This is a genomic window from Polyangium sp. 6x1, from assembly GCF_029946515.1.
Taxonomy (GTDB): Bacteria; Myxococcota_A; Polyangia; order Polyangiales; family Polyangiaceae; genus Polyangium.
The window spans coordinates 213,235-238,707 of record NZ_JARZHH010000007.1; the positions used below are offsets into that span (position 1 = coordinate 213,235).

The following is a 25,473-nucleotide window of genomic DNA, read 5'->3' on the forward strand; positions in this document are numbered from 1 at the left end:
AACGTGTGAGTGGAGATGGCAGAGTAGTGCTAGAATGCCTTGATGCGATACCGATCTCTTGTGCTTCTCGTCCCCGTCGCCCTCGCCGCCTGCGGTTCGGACGGCGATCCCTCGAAACCCACGGCGGGCGCGCCCGCGTCGATCGTCGTCGAGCTCGCGCGGCAGGACGGGCCCGCGCCGTATCCCGTCGAGGTCACCGCGCGCGTGACGTCGAGCGACGGAAAACCCGTGCCCGGTCTCTCGGTGGAAATCACGGCCGAGGGCGGGACGCCCGGCGCCGTCTCCGAGGTCGCGGCGGGCGCATATCGGGCCACCGTAAAACCCACGCTCGCCGCGGGCGACGCCGGCGAAGTGGTGGTGCGGGCGAAGGTCGCGGATCTGTCGGCCGAGGCGACGGCCGTGGTGCTGCCCGTCGTGGGCGCGGCGTGGGGGCAGCCGGAGCGCGTGCCCGGGCTCGTCAATACCGCGGGCACGGAGGACTCGGCCGAGGTGAGCCCGGACGGCGAATGGCTCATCGTGAGCTCGTATTCACCGGCCGACCTGCTCTGTTGCATTGCGGGCAAGGATCTGCCCGGCTGCACGGGCGAGGCCGCGAGCCCCATGTCACCCGAATGCAATGCGACGCACGGCCCGTACGCCGCCCCCGAGCGGCCCGACATGCCCGGCGCAGGACGGATCGTCTCGCCGACCGAGATCGACCACACGATTCCCCAGCTCGGCGTGACGCAGGAGCTCTTCGCATTGCCGCCCGTGGCCGCGTACGGGTTCCGCAGGCAGCCGGACGGCTCGTTCGCCGAGCCGTTCGTCCTCGCGATCGACATGAACGGCTACACGTATTCGCCGTTCGGCTTCACGTACCTCGGCGCGCCGAAGGACGGCGCGGCGTCCGTGCTCTTCGCGTTTGATCCGCTGCACGGCGCGGACACGGCGCCCGATCTGTATCACGCCGACATCACGCTCGGCGCGCCCGTGAGCCTCGGAAAATATTCATTCATGAACAACTTTCTCATCGCCGACCCCTTCCCCGCGACGCAGCTCCCGCTCGTGCCGCTCGAGCAATTCCAATCGAATCCCTCGTTTGGCCACGGCTACGTCTGGTTCGACACCGAGGGGCCGGTCGCGAAGGACCTCTTCGTCGCCAAACCCTCGGACGCGCTGCCCGGCGCGACGTTCTCAGAGACGGTCGTCGCCGCGATCAGCAAGCCCGACGTCGACGAGTTCCAGCCGTTCGTCGACGAGGCCGCGTCGAAGCTCTATTTCTCGCGCGGCTTTCGCGACATCTCGACGAGCGCGTATTCGGGCGGGGATCCCGCGCTGCCCGCGTCGTTCGGGGATCCGGTGGTCGAGATCGGCCTCGACACGCCGCCCGAGGGGCCGGGCGACATCGTGGGGCTCGGCGAGCCGAGCGTGGCGCGGACGGAAGGTGGCGAGGAGTGGCTTTACTTCGTGTACTACGTCCGGAGGGAAGGCCACTACGACGGATCGGTCGGGCGGGTGAAGAAGCGTTAGTCGCAACCGGGAGGCGCGGACAGTGGGAGCAGCGAGAAGAACGTGTTGAACGTGTTGTCTTCGAAGCAGTTGCCATTCGTGTCCGGCAGGCTGAGCAGCGTCAGGTCGCTCGCGACGAAAAAGAGGGGGTTCTCGGCTGGCGATCCGGGATCCAGGCCGTTGCCTGTCGCCGTGTTGCCTGCCACCTCGTTGTCGCGGGCGCGCTGGTCCTGCTGGAATGGCAGGGGCAGCGCCTGGCAGTCGAAGCCGGGAATGACGCTGGCCACCACACAGTAGTCCGTGATGGCGATACCCGAGAGCCTGTTGCCCGAGACGTGGTTGCCGGAGATCTCCGACTCGTCCACGCCGACATAGAGAACGCCCACCCCGGGCGGGAAGACCGCGAGGGGATTTCCCGGCCCCGCCGTGTTCGCCCTGTTGTTGTCGTACACGTGGTTGTCCTGAACGTTGATTCGCTTGGCGCCTGCCCGGATGTCGAAGATCTCCGGCAGCAGCAGGGCGGCGATGCCGACGGTGTTGTTCCTGGCCACGTTGAATGTCAGATCGATATCGTCGCTGTTCGACACTTCGATGCCGTTCGTGTTGTTTTCGACCAGGTTGTGCGTGACCCGGACGTCGTCGGAGGTCTCGACCCAGATGCCGCTATCGTTCGCGCCCGTGGCCTTGCTCAGCGCAATGAGCCCGTTGCGCGAGAGCGTCGGGAAGATCCCGTAGTTCTTGTTGTTGTCCGAGTGGACGTTCACGATCCGGAAGCCGTCGACGCGCTCCGTGAACAGGCCGTTGTTGATGAAATTGCGGATGGTGATGCCGCGGATCTCGATGTCGTACAGGACGGGATCGATGCTGTCCATGCCGCTATCGACGCCGGGCAGCCGCTCGAACGGCGGTGCCATGCTCTCGTGGCAACTCATGCAATCGCTGCGGTCGCTGGGCACGACGACGATTCCATTGCGCTGGTTGCCGGCGTTCTCGAGGACGACACGCCTCGTCGGCGTGTTCAGTGCGATGAGCGAGATGCCGCTCTTGTTGATGATCAGGCCGTTGGTCGGGTGGGCGGTCTCCCGGTACACGCCCGGCAGGATGAAGATCGTGGCCCCTTCGGCCGCCTGGTCGATGGCTTGCTGGATCGATTGGCCTGGCCAGACGATGAGGCTCTGATGGTTCGGCTGGCCGAGGGGCAGTCGTCCCTGCTCCGTCGGCAGTCGCCCCATGCCGCTCGGGTCGTCGACATTCGCATGGCAGAGCTTAGAGCCGGCGTTTTCGGCCGACACGGAGGCGTGAGCCGGCGCAGGCACGAGGCCGGCGGCCGTTCCCCCCAATGCGGTACACAACACGCCGACGAGCAAGTCGCGATTGCAGTTCATGGTACTCTCCCCCTTTACGATCCTGCGGCACGTGTTGGCCCGTGCTGCGTCCACGACAAATGAGCGCGGATTTTTCTTTCTTCTCGCGCCATCTACCATCTTTTCCGCTCGCCAGCCAATCGGGGTGCTACCCTCGACCTCCGATTGCGGACGATACGTCGTCCCCCAGGGGAGAGGACCGCATGAAGAAAGGTGTGCTTCATCTCGCGCTGTCACTTGCGCTGATCGGGAGCAGCGCGCTCACCGCATCGACCGCCCGGGCAGCCGTACCAGGTGAATGCTTCGATGGCCCGGTACTTTCGGGCGCCCGTACGTTGTATTGCATCCCGGCCGAGGGGTGGAACGGCGAGGTCGTAGCGTATGCTCATGGGTACGTCCCGCCGATGGCACCCCTCGATTATCATGGTCTGGTGATGCCGGACGGCACGCTTCTGCCCGATCTCGTGCAATCGCTGGGTTATGCGTTCGCCACGACGAGCTACCGCCGCAACGGCCTCGCGGTCCTCGAGGGCGTGGAGGATATCCGGAACCTCATCGACGCGTTCCCGGCGGCGTTCGACCACGCCTATGTGACCGGTCCGTCGGAAGGGGGACTCATCACCGCGATCCTGGCGGAAGACGAACTCGGGACGCAGCGGTTCGACGGCGCCCTGTCACTTTGCGGGCCGATTGGCAGCTTCCGGCAGCAGCTCAACCACTGGGGCGACTTCCGGGTGCTCTTCGATTTTTTCTTCCCGGGCGTCCTGCCCCCGAGCCCGATCTCGATCCCGCCGACGGTCATCGCTCAATGGGAGACCACGTACGAACCGGGTATCGCCGCCCTGCTGTCCGCGCGGCCCCTCGCCACCGCCCAGCTCTTCAGCACCTCCAAGGCCCCGATCGACATCGCCAATCCCGCGACGGCCGCGAACACGACCCTGGGCCTCCTGTGGTACAACGTGTTCGCCACGAACGACGGCATCGCGCAGCTCGGCGGCAACCCGTTCGACAACAAATCGCGCTTCTATCACGGATCCTTCAACGATCTTGCGCTCAACGCGAAGGTCCAGCGTTTCTCGGCCAGCCCGATCGCGCTCGCGAACGTCACGCACTACGAGACCTCCGGCATCCCGACGATTCCCCTCGTCACCATGCACACCCTCGGGGACGAGATCATCCCTTCCTGGCACCAGAGCCTTTACCAGGTCAAGCAGCTCTCGAACGGCGAGTTCGGCACGATCCAGATCCCCATCCCCCGGTACGGGCATTGCAACTTCACCACGGCCGAGGTGCTCGTGGCATTCAACTTGATGGTGTTGCAGGCCACGGGCGAGACACTCTCCCAGGTGCCTGCCGCGTACGACGTGGCCTCGACGCGCTCGGAGATCGAGCGGGCGGCGGCGGAGTTCGCCGCGCGCGACGTCGAGCAATGACGGTCATCCGGGTCCTGGAGCCGCCTCTCCCGAAGGGGTCGACACGTGGCGGGCCACGGCCGCGACCGCTCGTGCTCTGGAACAGGGGGGAGGGATTTTTTTGATCCCGGGAACATCCACACGCAACCAGGGTCCGACTGCTCCGCCCCGCTGGATCCGCGGCGGGGCGCGTACGACCCACGAACGACCCTGACAAACGGAGGTTTCCCATGGGAGAGGCATTCAGGCTCGGCGGCTTCGGCATGTATCCGACGCTCGTCTTCGGCATCGTTTTCTTCGGCGCGGCCATCGGTTATGCCCGAAACCCCGGCCAAGGGCGGCTCCTCCTCCCCGCCGTGCTCGCCTTCCTCACCATGACAGCGGGTTTCCTCGGCTTCTTCACGGGAATCATCACGACGCTGACGTACGCCGCCGAGCAGCCGAACCTGGCCCCGCTCGTGGCGATGGGGACGGCGGAGTCGCTGTACAACGTCTGTCTCGCGCTGGCGATCAACGTGATCGGCGGGATCGTGGTCGCGGTGGGCGCCTACCGGCGCGGCCGCAAGCAGCCCGAGCTCGCGGAGGCGGGCGCTCCGGTCGCGTCGAACGGCTGACGCCCCTTCCCCTTCAAGGAGACTTCGCGTCCCGCGCGGCCTGCTCCTCCGGGGCGCAGGCCGCCGCGAGGCAAGCCACGCAATCGGCGGCATTTTCCCCCTCGCACCGAGACGCGCAATCCCCGGCGCGCTTCACCTGATGGCAACGCACGACCGCCGAGACCTCGGTCGCGACGCTCGCGCAGGCGCTGTTCACGCAATCGTAATACCCGTAGCCCACGCGCTTTTCGCGCCTCATCGCGTCCGCGAGGCAATCGACCGTCTCCGCGCCGGTGGCCTTGCCGCTGCCGACCCACGTCGCCGCGGACGCGCCGCTCGCGTCCTCGCAGCGCTCGAAGCGCTCGTCCTTGGGGAAATAGGGGCCAATGAGCTGACACATCTCGTCGGACGACGAGAGGCCATACGCGACGGGCCGCGCCTCGCCGCTCCGATAATTGCAGCGGACCTCGACGGTGCTCCCCCGAGGGAAGAGGAGAGGCGGGTCGAGCTCGCGTACGGGCGGCTCCTGCCAGGACGTGGTCGAATAGATGGATGTGGGCGCGCCGCTCGGCCCGAAGAGCGAGGCCTCGAAGGAGACGCCGCGCGCGTGCATGTGCGATTGCAAGCTCACCACGTGGAAGTCGGCGGGCACCGGGCAACGCATACGCGCCGCGGCCTCGCCGAAGGGCGGCACGCGCAGGACATGGTTGTCCATGTACAGGAGGCCGGCCTCGATCCGAAGGTCCTCACGGGGCATGGTGTAGACGTTGATGCGGGCGTCGACCTCGAGCGGGCTCGTGGTGGTGTTGAGGTAATGGGTGCTCATGACGAGCACGACGGACGGCTCCACGACGACGCCGATGCCCTCGGGCAATCGATGGAGCATCCCCACGCTGCCGAAGCTCTCGGATCCGCCGAGCACGGCGTCGACGTTCCAGCGCGCGGTGGCGCCCTGCGAGCAATCGTGCTCCGTGAGGGCGTCGACGGCGATCCCCTGCTCGTCGTGGGACGGAATCTCCCGATACGGGGTCCGGTACAGCAGGACGTGATGTCCGCCCCGACCGAACGCGACGTCCTGCCCCTGGATCACGAGCCCCTCGGGAGGCACCTGGAAGAGGCGACAACCATACGATTCGGAACCCGGGGCGACGGTGGACGTCATGCGGTATTGGAGGCCCAAGCCGTCCGCAGGCGGGTCGAGAAGGGATTTTTCCGCAGACTGGGTGGGAGGCTCGTCGGGCGCGCATGCCGCCGCGACGAGCGCCGTGATGAGGACGATGAACTTGTTGGATTTCAATCTATTTCCCCCGTGGATCATGGGCCGTCCCTTCGCAGAAATGCCCGTTCCAGCAGGGGATTTGCACGTGACGTGCCCGGCGTTCGGCCCGGTCGTCCGCCACGAACGATAACGATGATGGCTATTTCGTGACCGGCGCGGGCGCAGGCGCGGGCGCGGATTTCGCGGGCGCGGGCTTCGCGGGCGGCGCCGGGGGTTTCCTGGAGTATCCGAGGCCGAGCGTGAGCATCATGCCGTTACGTATCTGCCACTGGTCGGTGAGCTGGGGCTGGCGCACGAGCTTGAGCTCGTAATCGAGCGTCGCCCACTCGACGACCTTGAAGGAAATGGCCGCGCCGATGTCCAGGTTCGTGAGCTGTATCGGGTTCTTCTTCGCTTCTCCGGCCGCGGGCATGTCGTTGTTCCACGCCGGGATGAGCGCACCGACACCGACCTTGTAAGAAATCTTTTTGTCCTGAAAAGATCCCCACATCTCGAGCGAGCCCTCGACGCCGAGCTGAAGGACGTCACGGAGCTCCTGCACCTCGACGCGATCGGCCGTCGCCGCGTCGTCCTTCAAGATGAGCTGTCCTTCGGCGAAGGTCTGCAATCCGCCGAGACCGACGCGGGTCTCCAGGTTGAATCGATCCCCGGAGAAAGGACGCGCGAACGGGCCGATGGTCTCTTTCAGCGTGAGGGGGCGAAACGGGTCGGTGAGCGTGAGGCGGCGCGAGGTGACGGTCTCGGTCGCGCCGGCGACGCGAGCGATGGTGTACGTGGTGTCGGCGGGGCGAACGTCGAAACCACGAAAGAGCGGCGTGCCGAGCGTGAACCGCGCGAAGGGGCCGAACCAGGGGCGCACGAAATACAGGTAGGTGCTCTCGATCGTGAATGCGTCGGCGCTCTTGACGGGCTCTTCGAGGGCCGGGGTCTTCGTGAGCGCCTCGTTGATGCCGAGGACCGTGCGCCATTCGTGGCCCCCCCGCCGGTACGTCGCGACGCCGTCGAACTTGAGGCCCACCGTGAGCGTGGAGCCATTCGGCGTGACGCCGACGACGTCGCGGGTATCCACGAGCGAGAACGTGGCGCCATTTTTCATGGTGATCTCGAGCCCGCCCTGCTTGGGCGGCTCGGCGATCGTGACGTCGACGTATTGCTTGGCGGCGGCGTCTTGCGCGCGGGATGCCGCAGGCGCGGAGAGGAGGGCGGCCAACATCGAAGCCGAAAGGAGCGTTCGTCGAGACATGATTCCCCGGAGTATGGAAGATGGACGTTCGTCCGCGAATTCGTGGCGCGTGTGCAAGCCACGTGCCATACCACGGATACGGCAAATTGCCCGAGGAATTTGCGCGTACGTGTCGTGCGGCCCCCTAGAGCGATGTCTCGACGCCGCGCAGGGTGATGCCTTCGGTCCTCACCCCGCGGGTCAGAGCCCGATGTTCATCACGGGGAAGAAGGGGAGGCCGCCCTGCTTGGAGAGATTGACGAGGCCGATCTGGACGCCGCGGAGGCGCTCGGTGTGGTTGACGAGGCCGATCTGGACCCCACGGACATGCTTGGAGCGATTGTAAAGGCCCACTGTCGCGCCGGTCAGGCGCTCGGAATAATTGGCGACGCCGATCTGCATGCCCGTGACCTCCTCGGCGCTGTCGAAGAACCCGGCCTGCAATCCGTGAATGTGGTCCTTCACGAGGTTGACCATGCCGAGCTGCGCGCCGATCTGATCGTCGCCGGTCATGTTGACGACGCCGATCTGCGAGACGCCGTAAAACTCCTCCCGGACGCCATTGAAGGTGCCAATCTGGAAGACGCCCCGGAAGTCGTCGTCGACGAAGTTGAAGAGGCCGCCGAGCTGGAGAACACCGGAGAATTCATCGTCGACGTAATTGAAAAGCGCGCTCGTCTGGAAGACGCCCTGAAACGTCTCATCGACGTACGCCCCGAGGCCGAACTGGCCAAGGCCGTGGAAGCCGTCGTCGAGGAGGATGTTTGCGACGCCGGCCTGGAACACACCGTAAAACTCGTCGGCGACGATGTTGACGGCGCCGATCTGGCCGATGCCGTAAAACTCCTCATCGACGCCGTTGAGGAGGCCGATCTGGAGGGCGCCATAAAAACGCTCCTCGGCGAGGTTCACGAGGCCGAGCTGGGTGACGCCTCGAAAATCGCCGTCCTCGACCGCATTGAATGCGGCGATCTGGGCGACGCCCGAGAAATTGCCGTGGTCGATCTTGTTGTACGCGCCGAGCTGGAGCGCGCCGACGAACCCGCCGCCGCCGCGCGGGCCGCCCCCGTAGTCGTCGTTCCAGTCGAGGCCCGCGCCGATGATGTTGTACGCGCCGAGCTGCAAGCCGCCGATGAACGCGTCGGTGCCGTTGCGCCCGCCGATCTGCGCGAGGCCGAGGAAGCGGTGCGTGTCGTTGCGGACGAAGGCATACTGCGCGACGCCCACGAAAAGATCGGTGACGACGTTGCGGTAAAGCGCGATCTGCGCGCCGCCGTAGAGCTCCTTCACGAGGTTTCTGCCGAGCGTGAGCTCGACGCCGCCGCGGAAGGTGCGCTCGACGTTGGTGTGCAAAAGGCCAACCTGCGCGAGGCCCGTGAAGTGCTGGGCCTCGGCGCCGAAGAGGCCCACCTGCGCGCCGCCGTAAAACTCCTTCGCCGACGGCGTGACGATGCCGAGCTGCGCGATGCCCGCGAAGAGGTCGGCCTCGGGGAAGACGCCCGGTTGCAGGAAATACCAGCGGCTCGGCTTCGGCGGCAGAGGCGGCGGGACGTACGGCGGCGGGACGTACGGAGGCGGCGGAGGCGGCGGCGGCGGGAGGTCCGTGGGGACCTCGAGGGGCGGCGGCTGCTCCAAGGGGGCATCGATCGGAGGCGGCGGCGGGGCCTCCTCGGGCGCATCGACGGCAGCTTCCTGCGCCCGCGCGAGGGGCGCGCTCGCGAAGCAGGAGCCCAGCCCGACGAGGAGAGCCACGAGCCCCCTGCGCCTCGGATTGCAGATTCTCATGTCGTCCAGCATGAACGCGGTGCCCCGAGGGAGCTTACAGGAAGGTTCCCCAGGAAAACCAGCGCGGCGCGCGGCTACCTGCGGAACGCGCTCGGCTCGACCTCGTACTTGAGCATTTCGCCGAGCAGGTCGTCCTCCGTCGCGACGACGCGGAAGCCGAGCTTCTCGAGGATGCGGCGCGAGGCGAGGTGCCACGTGAACGTCGAGGCCCGCACGGCGCGCACGCGCGGCTCGGCGAGCGCCCACGCGACGGACGCGCTCACGGCCTCGAAGCCGAAGCCCTGCCGCTGCGATTCCTCCTCGATGCCGTACGCGACCTCGACGAGGCCCTCCGTGTCAGGTCCCCCATGAAAAACCACGCTGCCGATGACCCGCGGGGACGGCTCGCGCGAGAGGGCCACACGATCCCCCCAGAGCCGGTGGTACGGATCGGCGCGCACGGCGTCGAGCCGCGCGAGGAACGCACGCTCGACGAGCGCGCGGCCCGGCCACGCCGTGGGCATCTTCGCGCCGAGGAGCGCCTCGGTATCGGCGCGGCGCCCATCGAGCACGGCCTCGACGACCTCCACCGTCATGGGGATCATCTCGAGGCGCTCGGTGATGATCTTGGGGCACGACACCCCTCGAATTTCTCAAAGCTTCGGCGCTCTCGCAAGCGTCAACGGCCGACGCGCTGCGGCGAGGCGCTTGACAGCGGGCGCGCCCGGGTATGAAACCAATGGGCGCGCATGGTCCAGAGGATCAAGCCCCTGCCCGCCGGAACGCTGGTCGCACGGCGGTTCGTGATCGGCTCGCTCGCCGGGCGCGGCGGCATGGGCGAAGTCTACCGCGCCCGCGATCAGGAGACCGGCGAAGAGGTCGCGCTGAAGCTCTTGCATACGGACGCGACGTCGCTCGATACGGAGCGCTTCGCCCGGGAAGCACGAATTCTGTCCGAGATCCGCCATGCGCGTGTCGTGTCGTACGTGGCACACGGTCAGAGCGAGGACGGCGCGCATTTCCTGGCGATGCAATGGCTGGAAGGCGAGGACCTCGCAAAACGGCTGGCGCGCGGTCCGCTGTCGACGCGCGAGGCGCTGCTCTTGCTCCGGCGCATCACGGAAGGGCTCGCCGCGCTGCACGCGCGCCGCGTCGTGCACCGGGACCTCAAACCCTCGAACGTGCTCCTGCGCGGAGGAGACATCGACCAGGCGACGATCGTGGACCTCGGGATCGCACGATCGATGGGGCCGTCGACGGGCATCACCGCGACGGGTCGCTCGATCGGGACACCCGAATACATGTCGCCCGAGCAGGTGGGCAGCGAGGGGCCGATTGGCCCCGCCTCGGACATGTTCTCGCTCGGCTGCATCCTGTTCGAGTGCCTGGCCGGTCGGCCGCCGTTCGTCGCGACAGACCCCGTGCTCGTGATGTCGAAGATCCTGAGCGAGGAGCCGCCCGACCTCCGGCCGCTGCGGCCAGGCGTGCCGCCGGCCGTCGCGGCGCTCGTGCGAAACCTGCTGCAGAAGGATCCGGACAAACGCCCGGCGAGCGTGTCGGACCTGCTCGACGAGCTGCCGGCGCTGTTCGAGCTCGGCGCGCGCAAGGGCGCGTTCTCGCCGGCGGTCGCGCGGGATCTGCAGGAGCTCTTCAGCGTGCTCGTGCTCGCTCCGCCCGCGGAGGCGCCGCGCGAGGAGCTCGCGCGGATCCTGCTGCGAAACGGGGCGTTCTCGCAGGGGCCGTCTGCGGAGGGGTGGCTCGTGGCAGCGTTCGCGCGGTTCGGCGGGGACGCGACGGATCAGGCGGCGGCGGCGGCGCGCGCGGCGCTCGCGCTGAAGGCGGCCTCTCCGGAGGCGACGATCGCGCTCGCGACGGGGCCCGGGTTCGTGTCGGGCGAGCAGCCGATCGGGGAAGCCGTGGATCGCGCGGTGGAGGCGCTCCGCGAGGAGGACGCGCCGCGCGGCGTGGTGATGGTCGACGCGGTCACGGCGGGGCTCGTCGGAGCTCGCTTCGAGACGACACGCGAGGGCGGGCGGATCCTGCTCACGGGCGGCGGGACGCGGCGGGACGAGGCGCGGCCGCTGCTCGGAAAAACCTTGCCGTTCATGGGGCGCAAGCGCGAGCTCGACCTGCTCTTGCGGGCGTTCGAGGCGACGCGGGAGGAGCCGCTGTCACGGGCGGTCGTGGTGGTCGCGCCGGCCGGCATGGGCAAGTCGCGGCTCCTGCGGGAGCTACGCGCGCGGATCGAGGCGCGCGCGGAGGACGTGCTTTTCCTCGTCGGTCGGAGCGAGCCGCTCGAGACGACGGCGTACGCGTTGCTTGCGGACGCGCTGCGCGGGCGCGGGCCGCGGGAGCTCACGACGACGAGCCAGCGGCAAGCGGCGGCGGGCTTCGTGGACGGGCGGGTCGCACGGGCGCAGATCGAGCAGACGTTCCTCGCGTACCTGCGCGCCGCGTGCGCCGCGCGGCCGCTGGTGCTGGCGCTCGAGGACGTGCACCACGCGGACGCGCGGAGCGTGCGTCTCGTGGAGCGCGCGCTCGTGGAGCTGTCGGATCTGCCGCTCTTCGTGCTGGCGCTGGCGCGGCCGGACGTGGAGGACGTCTACCCGCGGCTCTGGGGCGATCGGGCGGAGCGGATGGTGCTGTCGCCGCTGGTTCGTCGCGACGCGGAGGAGCTCGCGCGCGCCGCGCTCGGGCCGGAGGAGAGCGACGCGGTGGTGGAGCGGATCGCCACACGCTCCGCGGGCAATCCGTTCTTCGTGGAGGAGCTCGCGCGCGCGGCGCGGGACGAGGGCGAGGGGGAGCGGCCGGCGACGCTCGTGGCGATGCTGCAAGCGCGGCTCGGGCGGCTCGGTCCGGAGGCGCGGCGGACGCTGGTCGCGGCGAGCATCTTCGGGACGCGGTTCTGGCGCGGAGGCGTGCTCGCGCTGATGGATCGGGAGGGACAAGGGGCCGTCGTGGATCAGGCGCTCGCGGCGCTTTTGCGCGCGGAGCTTCTGGAGAAGCAACGAACGAGCAGGCTCACGGGAGACGTGGAGTACGCGTTCCGGCACGTGCTCGTGCGCGAGGCGGCGTACGGGCTGCTGCGGGAGGAGGAGCTCGCGCTCGGGCATGCGCGGGCGGCGGCGTTCCTGGAGGCCGCGGGCGAACACGAGGCGCAGGTGCTCGCCGAGCACTGGCAACGCGGCGGCGACGCGGCGCGCGCGCGGGTGCTGCATGTGCGCGCGGCGCGCGAAGCGTTCGAACGGAACGACCTCGCAGGGACCCGGGCGCACGCCGCGAAGGCCGAGGAGCTCGGCGCCGAGGGGGCCGAGCTCGGTCTCGTGCGCGGCATGGCGTGCTGCATTCTGTACTGGAACACGGCCTGGGCCGAGGCGTGCCTGATGGGCATCGAGGCGCTGCCGCTCTTGCCGAAGGGCTCGACGTGGCACTGCCGGGTGCTCGGGCTCGTCTGCACGCTGACGGGGCTCGGGATGAACGCCGAGGCGTTCCCGGGCTACCTCGACGAGCTGCTCGCGCTGACGCCGGAGCTGGAAGCGCAAGGGGCCTACGCGGAGTGCCTCGGGCGGCTGCTCTGCCTGCTCGCGATGCGGCTCGATCGGGGCGAGTCGCACAAGGCGCTCGATCGGATGCGCGAGACGCTGGAACGGGCAGGCGCGGTGGATCCGAGCGCGCACGGGTGGGCGAGGCTCGCGGCCTACGAGTACGGTCGGACCACGACGAACGAGCCGCTCGCGCTGCTCGAGATCATCGAAGACGCGACGCTCGCGTTCGAGGAAGCGGGCGACGCGCGGATGCGAGCGCTCTGCGTGGCGCGTGTCGGCGAGGCGCTCGCGTCGCTCGGGGCCGCAGGCGAGGCCGAGGCGCGCTTCGCGGAGGCGGAGGCGCAGGCGACGGCGGTGGATGACGCGCTCACGAAGTGCGGGGTGCGGCTCCTCCACGCGGCGTTCCTGGCCGAGCAACCCTCGGCGGAGGCGCGCGAGGAGGCGCGCGCGCTCGCCGGGACGCTCGCCGCGGAGCCGGGGATCGGGCCGTTCGACGCGGGGATCGCGTGGGGGATCGCGGCGCGGGTGTCGCTCGCGGAGGGGGACGCGGCAGGGGCGCTCGGCGAGGTGGATCGGGGGCTCGGGCTCGTCGATCGCATGGGCCTGCGTCGGCTCTCGCTCACGGCGACGCGGATCCGCGCGCTGTCGCGGCTCGGACGGGTGGCGGAGGCGGCTTCGCTCTCGCGCGCGGCCCTCGGGGAGATGCGGGCCGCCGGGGGCCTCGGCGCGGGCGAGGTGGATTTGCGGATGGCGGCGGCCGAGGCGCTGCGCGCGGCGGGCGACATCGACGCTTTCGAGGGGGAGCTGCGCGCAGCGCTGCGGCTGCTCGGGCGCGAGCTCGCGGACGTGCGGGATCCGGAGGGACAAACCCGGCTCCTGCGCGACGTGCCAGCGAACGCGGAGGCTGCCCGTCTGGCGCAGGAGCACTTCGGCGAGAGCGCCGTGCTCACGCTCGTGGCGAGCTAGCGGGCGAGATCGCGCAGGCGGCGTATCCAAGGACGACGGGCCCGTCGCGCGTGGCCGTGGGCGTGGGCGTCCAGCCCCGCGCGAGGCGCGCTTCGAGCATCTCCGCCGCGGTCGGCTTGTGATCCCAGACGGCGACCGCCGTCAAACCGCCCAGTCAGGTCGTGTCGTAGACGAGAACCACGCCGGCCGGATGTTCGAGGACGACGTCGTGGTTGTATTCGTCCTGCACGACCACGTCCGCGACGAGCCGCGGCGGCGTGAGCGCGAGGCCCCAGCGGACCACGTCTTCGAGGGTGCGTTGCGAAGAGACGAGCGCCTCGATCACGCGCCGCGCGCCCGATTCCACGTCCGTCCGCCATTCGATGTCCATGGCCACGGGATCGTGACGTGTCCGGGCGCGCGCCGCAAGGATCGCCCCTACTGCGTGTTGGTGTTCCGGATGCCGCCGCTGCCACCCTCCCCGCCGCCGCCGCTGCCGCCGCCGCCCGCCAATCGACGGCCGATGACCGGGCCGTCGTCGGCGGGCGCGCCGGACCTGCGGAGCGTCGGCCGGATGATCGGGAGGAAGCCCTGCGTCGCCTGGAGGACGATGGCGTCTCCCGCCGGCCCATAGTTCTCGATGCGGACGTCCTGGCCGTTCAGGATCATGCCGAGCGTCGAGAAGAGGGCGGGCCCGGAGTCGAAATCGTCCCGACCATTGCCGGGGACTTCCTTGAGATCGAGCTCGTGGATCGTCCGCGTGGCGCCCGTGTTCAGGTGCTCCTGATTGAAGCTCGGGCAGGGCGCTGCGACGCAGACGACGCCGTTGTGCATGACACGATGGAACTCGCCCCGGAGCTCGGCCGGTTCGAGGGCGACCCAGGCAAACCGGAGCGAGAGCGAGCCGAGGCCGCTCTGACCCGAGAAGAGATCCCCGAAGAGAATGGCGCGCGTCGATTCTCGCTGCACCCCGATGGCCTCGCGGATCGTGCCCTCGACGCCCGCGAGCTGGAGGATGCTGGAGAACTGGATATCGGCGACGTAACACTCTTCGGCGGTGGTGCCGTCGACGCAGACCGTCTTTTCCTGGTTGACGGCGGAGATGAAGAACCCCCCGCACTGGGGAGATGCGCAGCGGCGAAGATCGCGCCGGGCGACGTAATACGTCGCGAAGGAGATATCGGCTTCGTGCGTCGCCGTGGTTTCCGGCGCCGCGGCGTCGTCGGAGCCGAGACAACCTGCAAAGATCGGCATCATGACGAGCGACGCAGCAGCAAGGGTGCGGTGGGGTGACACGGATACCTCCTCCATCCGCTCCCCAGCAAGCCGGGTGCCGCCGTAGGGTCGCCAGAAAACCGGTCGGGCTAGTATTTCTGGAGAAATGCCCGGAGGCTCGGTTCGAGCTTCTGTCTTTGGGCCACGCAAAGGGAGATCGACTCGAGCGACTGCGCGAGGGATCGCGGCGCGCCGACGATCTCGGGGGCGCGGGCCTCGAAGACGCGCGCGACGGCGGCGCGGCTCGCCTCGTCGCAGGCGCCCTGGAAGAAGAGGGGGAGGAAACCTTGCGCCTCGCTCGGCATACGCGAAGCGAGGGCGCTCCAGTTCTTTTCGACGTAGCCGAGGGATCGATCGAGCATTCGCTCGTCCTGGCCGAGGAGCGACACGGCCTCGCGCGGATCGAAGCCGCCGTCGAGCGCGAGCGCGAGAGATTCGTCGACGAGGGCGCGATCCCGGAAGCTCGTGAGCGCCTCGAGGAAGGCGCTGCGGCGGCGCTCGTCGCGCTCGTTCCTGGCCGCCTCGCGCAATCGATCGAAGAGCGCCCGATCGCCGCCGTGCCGCGCCGCGAGGGCGAGCGCGGGGGCGGCGATGTCGAGCGGCGCGGCGCTCGGGTCGGCGAGGAAACGCGAGGCGAGGGCGCGGAGCTCGGCGAGCAGGGCCGGATCCTCGCCGCGATCGGCGACGAGCGCGACGAGGACGGGGCGGAGGAACGTGGTGTCGTCGTCCTCGCCGGGCTTCGGGAGGACGCCGAGCGCCCGGGCGCGCTTGCCGAAGGTGCGGGTGACGAAATTCGCGAAGCGCGGGCGGAGGTCGGCAGGGACGTGCACGTCGCGGACGCGGGCGACGAGCGCGGCCGCGCCACGTTCGAGGAGAGGCTCGGGCTCGGCGACGACGCTCGGGACGAGGGAGAGGACATCGGCAGAGCCGAGGGCGCCGCTCTCGACGAGGGCCGAGGCGTCGTCGAGGAGCGCGAGGCGCTCGGGCAAACCGAGGAATTTGCCCGGCTTGCCGAGGAGCCGCGCGAGGGCCTCCTTTCCGAGGTCGACGCGGTAATAACCGACGCCGGCGTCCTTCAAAGCGAACGCCGTGGGGCACGATTTCGCCTTTTCGAGCGGGAGCTCGGCCGTCTTCGTGGTGAGGAGCGTGCAAGCGCGCGCCTCGGGGCCGGCTCCGTACCGGAGACAAACCGGGATTTGCCAGGTCGATTCGGCGGCGCCCGCCGATCCGGCCGGGAGCCAGCGCGATTGCGAGAGTTTTACGTGAGGGGGTTTGCCCTTCTCACAGGAGAGCTCGGCCTTGACGAGCGGGACGCCGGGCTGGTCGAGGAACGTGGCGAACGCGGGGCCGATCTCGGGGCCGGTCTCGGCGGAAAGCGCGCGCAGGAAATCGGCCGCTTTTGCATTGCCGTGGGCGTGCTCGTCGAGGTAACGGCGGACGCCGCGCTGGAACTTCTCGGGGCCGACGTAGGCCTCGAACATGCGGAGGACGGCCGCGCCTTTCTGGTAGGTGATGCCGTCGAAGGCATTGGCGATGTCGTCCTGGGTGCGAATCTCCTGGCGGATTTTGCGCGCGCTGAGCAGGCCGTCCTCGCCCATGGCATAGGAGGCCGAGGCGACGCGGCGCGTGTCTTCGCGGAAGGACGGGGAGAAGCGCTCGACGATCTTGCTGCCCATCCAGGTGGCGAAGGACTCGTTGAGCCAGAGGTCCTCCCAGTAGTCCAGCGTGACGAGGTTGCCGAACCATTGATGGGCGAGCTCGTGGGCCATGGTCGCGGTGAAGCCGCGCCGGAACATCGGCGTCTCGTCGGCCGGCGCCGCGAGCGAGCCGCGGGCGCCGTACGTGATGAGCCCGGGGTTTTCCATGGCGCCGAACGAGGCGAGGCGCGGGATGGCGACGACGTCGAGTTTTTCGTATGGATAAGCCGACCCGAGGTATTCTTCGAGCATGCCGAGCAGGGGCGGCGTGGTCTTCGCCGCGAACGAGGCTTTGCCGGCGGCGCCGCGAGGGACGGCCATGCGGACCGGAATCTTGTTTTTCCCGGCCAAACCCGCGTCGACGAGGTCGAAGGGCCCGACCGCGAACGCGACGAGATAACTCGGCAAGGGCTGTGTGGGCGCGAAGCGGACGAGCTTCATGCCGCCCGGCTCCTTGGTCTCGCCGAGGGCGGGCGTATTCGAGAGGGCGACGTCGGCCTCGCGCACGCGGAGCGAGATTTGCCAGGGCACCTTCACGCCGGGGTCGTCGATGCAAGGAAAGACCTGGCGCGCGGCGGTAGCCTCGAAATCGGAGAAGATGTACGAGGCGCCGTCGGCCTCCTCGCGGAAGGCGCCGTGATCGTCGACGGTCGATATCGCGCCGCGGTATTTCACGATGAGGCGCGCCGAGCCGGCCGGCGCAGGGGTGTCGAGCGCGAATCCGACGAGGTCGCCTTCCGTGGGCACGACGCGGAGCGGGAGGTGCTTCGCCGCGGCCTCGATGCGAGCCTCCTCGACGGTGAGGTGCTCGGCGTGGAGCCAGAGGACACGCGTGGGCTCGGCGAGGCGGAGGTCGATGGTGATTTCGCCGCGGAGGACGTCGTCGCCGGGGACGAGGGTGAGCGTCGCGGCATAACGAAGCGGATGCACGGCGCGCGGGAGGCGCAGGCCCGAAGGAGGCGCGGGGAGGTCGGGCGCGGGCGCAGCGGCCTGGGGTTTGGCGGAGGCCGCGGGTGCAGGCGGGGGCGCAGGCGGCGCGGCGGCGCAAGCGGCGGTGGTGGCGAGGAGCGCGAGGAGCGAGCGAGGGGTTTTCATCATTCGGCTCGGAGGGCGGGAGGAAGGCGCGCGCATCGTGGCACGAGGCGCGACGCGGATCACGGTGGTTCGTCGCCGGCGGCGGCCGCCATCCCCTCGCCCTGGCGCCGTCAGGTCGGACAGGGCATTTTCATGCACGAACGCGGGGCTTTTTCCTGGCACGTCGTTCGCCCTGGGGTAGGGCATGCAGCCCGTCGAACAGAGCATTCGTGGTATACCCGGCCCATGCAAAAACGACGGGTGTTCTCGGGCGCAGAGTGGGAAGCGCGCGTGGGGTATTGCCGCGCCGTGGCGGTCGGGCCGCACGTGTACGTCGGCGGGACGGCGCCCGTCGCGGTGGACGGAGGGACGCACGCAAAGGATGACGCGTATGCCCAGGCGATCCGCTGCTTCGAAATCATCGAGGCGGCCCTGCGAGAGCTCGGCGGTTCCCTCGCGGACGTGGTGCGCACGCGGATGTACGTGACCGACATCGAGCGCTGGTCCGAGATCGGGCGCGCGCACAAGGAGAAGGTCGGGCCGCACGCGCCCGCCGCGACGATGGTGGAGGTGCGGCGGCTCATCGCGCCGGACATGCTCGTGGAGATCGAGGTCGACGCTTACGTCGAGGGCGCAGGCTGAGCCGGGCGCGCGCGCCCGCGGCTCATTGCTCGAGCACGAGGACCGATTTGTCGTAATAGGACGCGACGACCGCGCGGGAGCTGTCGCGCGTGACGTCCACCGCGCAGACGCCCGCGCCCGTGGGAATCGTGGCGACGATGCGGAGCGGATCGCCGGCAATGACGGCCACGCCGCTGCCCTTCGGCGGCCGCTCCATGCCGCCGAGCGCGACGAAGAGCGTGCGGCCGTCCGGCGAGGCCGCGCCCGCGCAAGGCGAGCCGTCGAGCATGAGCGTGCTCGTGACCTTCATCGTGGCGAGGTCGACGACCGTCACCGTGCGCGCCTTGCTGTCGAGCGTGACGCCGAGGCGATCGTCGTTCAGGAGGAACCCCTGCTCCGGGCCCAGGCCCACGGCCGTCGACTTGACCTGCGTGGTCGCGGCGATGTCGAGGAGCACGGCCCTGTTCGAGACGCGGTCCGGGAAGAAGAGCGAGCCGCCGTCCCGAGAGATCGCGCCAGCGCGCGGCTCGCGGCCGACGAAGACGCTGCGACGCGTGGCGCCGAAGGGCTCCTCGCTCGGATCGAAGAGGTCGATCCACGCGCCCGCGGCGCGGCCGCCGTGCGAGAGCGCGCCCATCGCCGCGAGGTACGGGCGGTTCTCGGCGCGGACGAGGAAGAGCTGGCCCGTCGCGTGCGGCAAGGTGATGTCCGCGAGGCGCACGCCCGTCGGCAAGTCGAAGCGCGCGACGCGCTTGCCGTCGATGGTCGAGGCCACGACGCTGCGGCCGTCCGGCATCGGCACGATCTCACCGGGGCTCCGGCCGACGTCGAGCAGCACCGGATCACGATCCCAGGCCGACGTGTCCATCACCGGGATCCGCGCCGCGTCCTCGTGCCGGAGGACCGCGACGTACCGGTCGAACAGCATCCGGATCTCGTCGCCCTGCGCCGGCATCGACGCCTTGTGCACGAGCTCGCCCGTCTTCAGCTTGTACTCGCGCAGCGTGGCGTCGTCGGCGCTGACGTAGACGCTCGTGCCCTTCGGATGGAAGACGACGTCGAGCGGGTGGGCGTCGCCGAGGCGGATCTCGCGGGTCTTCCAGCGCTTCTGCGGGTCGGCCGGCGTGGGCTCGGGCTCGGCCTCGATCTCGGGGCCGATCGAGCCAGGACGCGGCGCGCCCGCGGCGCTGCTCGATCCCGCAGGGTCGAGGTTCGTCAGCGGAGGCGCCTCGCCGACGGGGGACTCGCGTCCGCCGACGACGACGGCGAAGAGCGTCCCGGCGAGCGCGATGCCGCCGAGGATCACGCGCGGCACGCGCGGCTGCGCTTCCGGGACGAGCCACGCCTTGCACGCGCGGCACTTGCGCGCGCCGAAGACGATCGGCGCTTTGCACGCAGGGCACGGGACGCGCTGCTGGCTCATCGCACCACCCACGCGACCTTGGCCCAATCCGAGAAGACGAGCGCCATGCGGCCGTCCGGCGTCAGCCGCACGCGCTTGGGCTCGCCCGAGAGCGGAAGGAGCTTCACCGCGTAGGACTCGAGATCCACGAGCGCGAGCGAGCCCGCGCCATCACCCGTGAGCGTCACGAGCGCCTGCTCGCCGTCGGGCGTGACCACGAGGTCGGTCGCCCGCCCGTTGAACGGGATGTGCCGCGCGAGCTCGCCCTTCGCGAGGTCGAAGACCTCGAGCGCGCGCCCCTCGTGGCAACGCACGAGCGCGCGACGGCCGCGGCGCACGAGCTCGATTTGCTCGGGCTCGTCGCAGGTCTGGATTCGCTCGCGGCGCCGCACCGCGCCCGACGGCAGCCATTCGAGCGGCACGAGCGCGTCCTCGGCGCGGAGGACGACGTAACTCGCGCTGCCGTCCGGGGTCATGAGCACGCTGACGGGGTTGCCGAGCAACGACGTGCGCACGCGGTCCTGCTGCGACGCGAGCCGGCTCGGATCGAACGCGTACACGGCGCCGCCCGCAGGATCTCGCAGGCCCGGCAGCGGGACCTGGCCCGTCGTGCCGAGCGCGCGCGTGCCCGTGTCGTCGACGCCCATCGGCCCGACCGGATCGTCGCCGAAATGGATGCGGTCGATCTCCGCGTGGTACTCCGTCGCCACGATCGCGACCGCGTGCGCCGAGGGGAGCGACACGAGCGCGCGCCGGCCGTTCGCCCCGACCGACACCTGCCCGACCATCGCGCCGAGATCGATCGTCTTCTGCAGGCCCGTCGTGGCCGCGTCGACGACGTAGAGCCGCTGCGGCGAGGTCGCGTAGAGGTGCTCGCCGACGCGGTAGAGGCCCTTGATCTGCGGCGCGTCGCTGACCAGCGTGACGAGCGCGCCGGTGCGCGCGTCGTGGACCTCGATGCCGTTGAGCAGCGCGAGCGCGAAGCGATCCGCGTCGAGCGGCAAGGCGTCGGAGACGTCCTTCGGCAGCGCGAACGGGCCGGTCACGAGGGGCTGTTCGCCGAGGTGTCCGACATCGTTCGGCTTTTGCCAGACGCACTGGCCGACCTGGCAAGCCTCGCCGTGCCAGCAGGGCGAGGTGCAGGTCGGCGTGACGGCGCTCGGCGAGCGCGAGGCGGCGCGCGGCGGGAGGAACCGGCCCGGGGCGAGGCTGCGGAGGGCGATGCCGGTCGCGAGCACGGAGACCATCGCGAGGCCCGTGACGAGCGGACGCCAGTGGAGCGACAGCCAGCTCGGCGCCTTGACCGTCGCCGCGCCCGTGCGAAGGCTCTTGCTGCCCGCGAGGGGCTCGTCGCACTCGGGGCAGAGATCGACCCCGGGCGGCACGGACTCCAGGCACGTCGGGCACCGCAGCCGCTTCTTGCCGGCGTCGCGGACGGAGACCGGCGCGCTGGTCTTGGCGGGTGTCAGGGGAGGCGGTACGGCGTCGTGCACGTTCGGCCGGTGAATACCCCGAGCGCGTCCCGGCGTCGAGTGGTGCAAAGCCGATCCGCCCCTGGCGGTGTAGTATCCGCGCGTGACTCTCCAAACGATCTCTCCGCTCCTGGTCTTGACGATGCTCTTCGTGAGCGCGTGTGGCGGGAGCCAGCACGTGGACGGCGGCGGCGCCCTCGAGATCCAGAGGCCGAAAGAAATGGGCGATCTCGTGCCGCGGGAACGCGAGACCGTCGAACGTCTGCTCGACGAGCTCATCGCGCCGTGCCCCGACCAGGCCGTGCCGCTCTCCACCTGCCTCGACGAGAAGCGATCGTGCAAGGCCTGCGAGCCCGCCGCGCGTTTCGTCACGGAGCGCGTGAAGGCAGGCCTCGGCCGCGCCGAGGCCACACGCGCCTACGAGATCCGTTTCGGGAGCAAGGTGACCACGGTCGACGTCGCCGGCTCGCCGACGAAGGGCTCGGCGACCGCGCCCGTCACCCTCATGGTCTGGTCGGACTTCGAGTGCCCCGCGTGCCGGAGGATCGTGCCGATGGTCGAGCATGTCGCCGCGGAGCACGCGGACGACGTGCGCCTCGTGCACAAGTTCTACCCGCTGCCGAGGCACGCCCACGCGGAGGTCGCGGCCCGCGCCGCGTACGCCGCGCAAAAGCAGGGGCGCTACTGGGAGATGGAGCACGCGCTCTTCGAGAACCAGGACAAACTCGGCGACGCTGCGATCGGCGCGATCGCCGAGGAGCTCGGGCTCGACATGGGCAAGCTGCGCGCGGACATGCAGTCCGAGGCGGCGACGAAGACGATCGAGCGCGACAAGGCCGACGCGGATCGAGCGGGCCTGATGGGCACGCCGTTCATCATGATCAACGGGCGCGAGTTCGACCTCGGCCTCTTCAAGCCCGAGCCCGACCTCGACGCGTGGGTGACGATGGAGATCGAGCTCGCCCGCGGGCGCTAGCGGTTCATGCCCGCGACGATGATCGCGGCGATCCACACGAGCAGCGCGGAGCCGGCGAGGATCAAGGTCGCGAGGTCGTCGCGCCAGCGCACGCGCAGCGGCACGAGATCCTTCTCGGGCAGCGTGACCGTCTTGACGAGCGCGTGGATCGGCAGCCCGCCCGGCCGCATGCCCTGAGGCATCGACGCCGGGTAGAGGCCCATGCTCTGAAAGCGCGCGACGCCCGCGCGTTGCCGATCGCCGACGCCGGGCACCGCGCTGCCGATGGCCATCGCGCGGAACCACGGCACGCGCTCGTAGGCGTTCGGCATCGCGAGCACGCCGAAGACGATGCGCAACCGGTCGAGCAGCTCGCGCACCTCCACGAGGTGCTGGTAGGCGCGGATGCGCGTCTCGACGTGCTCCTCGCCCGAGAGCTTGGCGAAGCAGAACATCTCGAAGCGCGCGGCGAGCCCGTCGATCTCCTCGCGGATCTTCGGCAGCGCGTCCTGCGGCGCGACCTCCTGGTGCAGCGTGAAGCCCCACGGGTCCTCGCGCTTGCGCTCGGCCGTCCACTGGAACACGTCGGCGAAGCCCCAGACCGTGTCGAAGCGCGTGAGGATCACGTACGTGGGCACGTCGCCGCCGATGTGCCTACCGATCTCCACGAGCACGTCGCGGTAGTTCTTCGCGTACGCCTGCACGCCGGCCTCGTCGAGATCGGCGAAGGCCGCGACGTTGAGGACGAGGATCAGCGCGTCGAGCGGCTCGCGCGGCCGCTTGCGCAGGAGCTCCTCGCAGAGCGCCTGGAGCAACGCCGGATCGCGCCGCGGTCCCATCACGTGGCCTTCGGGCTCGATGAACGCGCACTCCTCGGCCATCCAGTACGTGCAAAACGGCGTCGAGGACGCGGGCGGCAGCGGTCCATCACCGCCGGACCACGTGAGGAACTGCGAGCGGATCGCGGTCGTTCGCCCCATCCCCGGATCCCCGACGACGAGGTAGATCGGCACCTGGTAGGGCGGCTTCTTGCCCGGGTGCTTCTGCGCGATCGTCGCGAGCAGCGCGTCGATCTCCTGGGTGAACGGGCCGATCACGTTCGCCATCACTTGCCCCCGACGGCGTTGACGATGATCAGGGCGAGGCCCACGACCACGAAGAAGATCCCGATCCCGCGGCCCATCCACAGCGATTTCCACCACGGCGTCTGGTGGTCGATCGGGCGCACCGTCTCCTCGCGCACGGGCCGCAGCGCGCCCGCGTGCCAGTCGCGATCCGCGTCCACGCCGAGGATCCGCGCGACGTCGATGCGCGTCTGCGTCGCGCCGTACTGCACCTGGCCGGGCAAACCGAACCTGCCGAGGAAGCCGAGGCCGAGCACCACGTAGTACGTCGCGAGCACGCTCTTCGGGCCTTCCTTCACGCGCTCGAGGCGCTGGTAGAACTCGACGCCCGCGTTCGTCGTGTACCAGCGTGTGGACTGCAGCGAGTATTGCGACCAGAGCGGACGCAGGTCCGGCAGGCTCATCGCGATCTCGTCGATGATCGCGGCGATGGCGAACTGGCCATCGTCGGCCGAGACGACGGGCAGCTCGTCGGTCGCCTTCGAGCTCTTCAGCTCGTTCATCAAGGAGTTCGCCTGCTGGAGCAGGTGCTCTGCGGGCGGGCGCCTCGGGGACTGGCGCACCGCGCAGATCCAGAGGAGCAGCTCCTCGCCATACACGCCGATCGAACGTTCCACGCAGCCGGGGAGCATAACGCGAGTCGCGCCTCGGGGAGGAAGACTTCTGTGGCGATCGGCCCCTGTTCGCCAGCGCGCTTACCACGCTATGCTGCCGGCCCTCTGCCGAAGGAGCGTTCGCATGTCCGAGATTCAGAGCGTGATGGCCCGTGAGATCCTCGATTCCCGTGGCAACCCCACCGTGGAGGTCGAGGTCAGGACGACCAGCGGCCTGGGGCGCGCCGCGGTCCCGAGTGGGGCCTCCACGGGGGCGTACGAGGCCGTCGAGCTACGCGACGGCGACAAGAAGCGGTACGTGGGCAAGGGCGTCTCGAAGGCGGTTCGCAACGTCGAGACCGTCCTCGGCCCCGCAGTCGTGGGCATGGATGCCCTCGATCAGTCCGCGGTCGACAAGGTCCTCATCGAGGCCGACGGCTCGCCGAACAAGGGCAAGCTCGGCGCGAACGCCATCCTCGGCGTCTCGATGGCCGTGGCGCGCGCCGCCGCCGACACCGTGGATCTGCCGCTCTGGCGGTACCTCGGCGGCGCCTCCGCGCGTGTCCTGCCGACGCCGCTCATGAACATCCTGAACGGCGGCGTGCACGCCGACAACGGGCTCGAAGTGCAGGAGTTCATGGTCGTGCCGTTCGGCGCGCCGTCGTTCGACGAGGCGCTGCGCATGGGCGTCGAGATCTTCCACACGCTGAAGGGGATCCTGAAGAAGGGCGGGCACGTGACGGCCGTCGGCGACGAGGGCGGATTCGCGCCGCGCCTCGCGACGAACGAGTCGGCGCTGCAGGAGGTCATGCGCGCGATCGAGGCCGCCGGCTACAAGCCCGGCGAGGACATCGGCCTCGCGCTCGACGCGGCGATGAGCGAGTTCTTCGACGCCGACAAGGGCGTCTACACGTTCGACAAGGGGCCGAAGACGCCCGAGGAGCTCGTCGCGATCTACGAGGATCTCTCGAAGCGCTACCCGATCGTCTCGATCGAGGACGGCTGCGCGGAGAACGACGACAAGGGCTGGAAGCTCATCTCCGAGCGGCTCGGCAAGAAGGTGCAGCTCGTCGGCGACGACCTCTTCGTCACGAACCCCGAGCGCCTCGCGCGCGGCATGTCCGAGGGGATCGCGAACGCCATCCTGATCAAGCTGAACCAGATCGGCACGGTCACCGAGACGCTCGACTGCATCCGCACGGCCGGCGAGGGCGGCTATCGGTCGATCATCTCGCACCGCTCCGGCGAGACGGAGGACACGTTCATCGCCGATCTCGCGGTCGCCACGAACGCGGGGCAGATCAAGACGGGCTCGGCTTCTCGCTCGGATCGCGTGGCGAAGTACAACCAGCTGCTCCGCATCGGCTTCGAGCTCGGCGAAGGGCAGCTCTTCGCCGGTCGCAAGCCGTTCAAGCGCTGAAGCTCGCTCCGAAGCGCACAAAACAGAAGCGCCCCGAAGCCTTCGCTCCGGGGCGCTTTCTTTTGGGCCGGCTCGCGCCGGGCCCTCACGTCTTACCAGCGATCGCCGCGATCCCGACCGCCGCGATCCCGGCCGCCGCCGCCGCCACGACCGCCGCGCCGGTCGCCGCCACGACCGCCGCCGCCACCGCCGCGACCGCCGCCGCCACCACCGCCGCCGCCGTAGCCG

The 25,473-nt window shown here is 69.6% G+C and carries 19 protein-coding genes; 7 read left to right on the top strand and 12 right to left on the bottom strand.

What is annotated here, in order from left to right:
• Nucleotides 1-42 precede the first annotated feature (42 nt).
• Nucleotides 43-1,509, top strand: a complete 1,467-nt coding sequence (locus tag QHF85_RS10490; RefSeq protein WP_281326976.1) for a hypothetical protein — start codon at nucleotides 43-45, stop codon at nucleotides 1,507-1,509.
• On the opposite strand, the gene QHF85_RS10495 is transcribed toward QHF85_RS10490, so the two are convergent.
• Complete coding sequence (locus QHF85_RS10495) at nucleotides 1,506-2,873, bottom strand: right-handed parallel beta-helix repeat-containing protein (RefSeq protein WP_281326977.1); 1,368 nt, start codon at nucleotides 2,871-2,873, stop codon at nucleotides 1,506-1,508. The two genes, QHF85_RS10490 and QHF85_RS10495, sit on opposite strands and share 4 nt — an antisense overlap.
• A gap of 383 nt (nucleotides 2,874-3,256) precedes the next feature.
• On the opposite strand from QHF85_RS10495, the gene QHF85_RS10500 reads away from it, so the two are divergent.
• Both QHF85_RS10500 and QHF85_RS10505 read left to right on the top strand, forming a co-directional pair.
• Entirely contained in the window at nucleotides 3,257-4,285 is a 1,029-nt protein-coding gene (locus tag QHF85_RS10500) for a hypothetical protein (protein WP_281326978.1), read from the top strand.
• A 209-nt stretch (nucleotides 4,286-4,494) separates the two neighbouring features.
• Nucleotides 4,495-4,878, top strand: coding sequence for a hypothetical protein (locus QHF85_RS10505; protein WP_281326979.1), 384 nt, complete (start codon nucleotides 4,495-4,497; stop codon nucleotides 4,876-4,878).
• A gap of 13 nt (nucleotides 4,879-4,891) precedes the next feature.
• Here the strand turns inward: QHF85_RS10505 and QHF85_RS10510 are convergent, their stop codons facing one another.
• The 4 genes from QHF85_RS10510 to QHF85_RS10525 all read right to left on the bottom strand — a co-directional run bounded on the left by QHF85_RS10510 (nucleotide 4,892) and on the right by QHF85_RS10525 (nucleotide 9,763).
• Nucleotides 4,892-6,175, bottom strand: coding sequence for a hypothetical protein (locus QHF85_RS10510; RefSeq protein ID WP_281326980.1), 1,284 nt, complete (start codon nucleotides 6,173-6,175; stop codon nucleotides 4,892-4,894).
• A 100-nt stretch (nucleotides 6,176-6,275) separates the two neighbouring features.
• The gene (locus tag QHF85_RS10515; protein WP_281326981.1) at nucleotides 6,276-7,349 is read right to left on the bottom strand and encodes a hypothetical protein; all 1,074 of its coding nucleotides are present in this window, start codon (nucleotides 7,347-7,349) and stop codon (nucleotides 6,276-6,278) included.
• Between the two features lie 210 nt (nucleotides 7,350-7,559).
• Nucleotides 7,560-9,143 (bottom strand): hypothetical protein, encoded by a 1,584-nt coding sequence (locus QHF85_RS10520; protein ID WP_281326982.1) that lies wholly within the window; start codon nucleotides 9,141-9,143, stop codon nucleotides 7,560-7,562.
• Nucleotides 9,144-9,217: 74 nt separating this feature from the next.
• Nucleotides 9,218-9,763, bottom strand: a complete 546-nt coding sequence (locus QHF85_RS10525) for a GNAT family N-acetyltransferase (protein ID WP_281326983.1) — start codon at nucleotides 9,761-9,763, stop codon at nucleotides 9,218-9,220.
• A 108-nt stretch (nucleotides 9,764-9,871) separates the two neighbouring features.
• Between QHF85_RS10525 and QHF85_RS10530 the strand changes: the two genes are divergently transcribed.
• The gene (locus QHF85_RS10530) at nucleotides 9,872-13,633 is read left to right on the top strand and encodes a serine/threonine-protein kinase (protein WP_281326984.1); all 3,762 of its coding nucleotides are present in this window, start codon (nucleotides 9,872-9,874) and stop codon (nucleotides 13,631-13,633) included.
• Nucleotides 13,634-13,787: 154 nt separating this feature from the next.
• Here QHF85_RS10530 and QHF85_RS10535 read toward each other — a convergent pair whose 3' ends face one another.
• The 3 genes from QHF85_RS10535 to QHF85_RS10545 all read right to left on the bottom strand — a co-directional run bounded on the left by QHF85_RS10535 (nucleotide 13,788) and on the right by QHF85_RS10545 (nucleotide 17,682).
• Nucleotides 13,788-14,003 (bottom strand): hypothetical protein, encoded by a 216-nt coding sequence (locus QHF85_RS10535; RefSeq protein WP_281326985.1) that lies wholly within the window; start codon nucleotides 14,001-14,003, stop codon nucleotides 13,788-13,790.
• Between the two features lie 47 nt (nucleotides 14,004-14,050).
• Entirely contained in the window at nucleotides 14,051-14,908 is an 858-nt protein-coding gene (locus QHF85_RS10540) for a DUF6748 domain-containing protein (protein ID WP_281326986.1), read from the bottom strand.
• 68 nt (nucleotides 14,909-14,976) lie between these two features.
• On the bottom strand, nucleotides 14,977-17,682 hold the full coding sequence (locus tag QHF85_RS10545; protein ID WP_281326987.1) for a M1 family metallopeptidase: 2,706 nt from the start codon (nucleotides 17,680-17,682) through the stop codon (nucleotides 14,977-14,979).
• Between the two features lie 222 nt (nucleotides 17,683-17,904).
• Here QHF85_RS10545 and QHF85_RS10550 point away from each other — a divergent pair, with 222 nt between their 5' ends.
• Complete coding sequence (locus QHF85_RS10550) at nucleotides 17,905-18,300, top strand: RidA family protein (protein WP_281326988.1); 396 nt, start codon at nucleotides 17,905-17,907, stop codon at nucleotides 18,298-18,300.
• Nucleotides 18,301-18,322: 22 nt separating this feature from the next.
• Here QHF85_RS10550 and QHF85_RS10555 read toward each other — a convergent pair whose 3' ends face one another.
• Together QHF85_RS10555 and QHF85_RS10560 are read right to left on the bottom strand one after the other, a co-directional pair.
• Nucleotides 18,323-19,702, bottom strand: coding sequence for a YncE family protein (locus QHF85_RS10555; RefSeq protein WP_281326989.1), 1,380 nt, complete (start codon nucleotides 19,700-19,702; stop codon nucleotides 18,323-18,325).
• Nucleotides 19,699-21,174: a hypothetical protein gene (locus tag QHF85_RS10560; RefSeq protein ID WP_281326990.1), complete on the bottom strand. Its 1,476-nt coding sequence runs from the start codon at nucleotides 21,172-21,174 to the stop codon at nucleotides 19,699-19,701. Before QHF85_RS10560 ends, QHF85_RS10555 begins: the two co-directional genes overlap by 4 nt.
• An 82-nt stretch (nucleotides 21,175-21,256) precedes the next feature.
• On the opposite strand from QHF85_RS10560, the gene QHF85_RS10565 reads away from it, so the two are divergent.
• Entirely contained in the window at nucleotides 21,257-22,129 is an 873-nt protein-coding gene (locus tag QHF85_RS10565) for a thioredoxin domain-containing protein (RefSeq protein WP_281326991.1), read from the top strand.
• Here QHF85_RS10565 and QHF85_RS10570 read toward each other — a convergent pair.
• Entirely contained in the window at nucleotides 22,126-23,214 is a 1,089-nt protein-coding gene (locus QHF85_RS10570; protein ID WP_281326992.1) for a type VI secretion system protein, read from the bottom strand. The two genes, QHF85_RS10565 and QHF85_RS10570, sit on opposite strands and share 4 nt — an antisense overlap.
• Nucleotides 23,214-23,849, bottom strand: a complete 636-nt coding sequence (locus QHF85_RS10575; protein ID WP_281326993.1) for a DotU family type IV/VI secretion system protein — start codon at nucleotides 23,847-23,849, stop codon at nucleotides 23,214-23,216. Before QHF85_RS10575 ends, QHF85_RS10570 begins: the two co-directional genes overlap by 1 nt.
• A gap of 121 nt (nucleotides 23,850-23,970) precedes the next feature.
• Between QHF85_RS10575 and eno the strand changes: the two genes are divergently transcribed.
• A complete protein-coding gene (gene eno, locus QHF85_RS10580) occupies nucleotides 23,971-25,245 on the top strand; it encodes a phosphopyruvate hydratase (protein ID WP_281326994.1) in 1,275 nt (424 codons plus the stop codon).
• The last annotated feature ends 228 nt before the right edge of the window (nucleotides 25,246-25,473 follow it).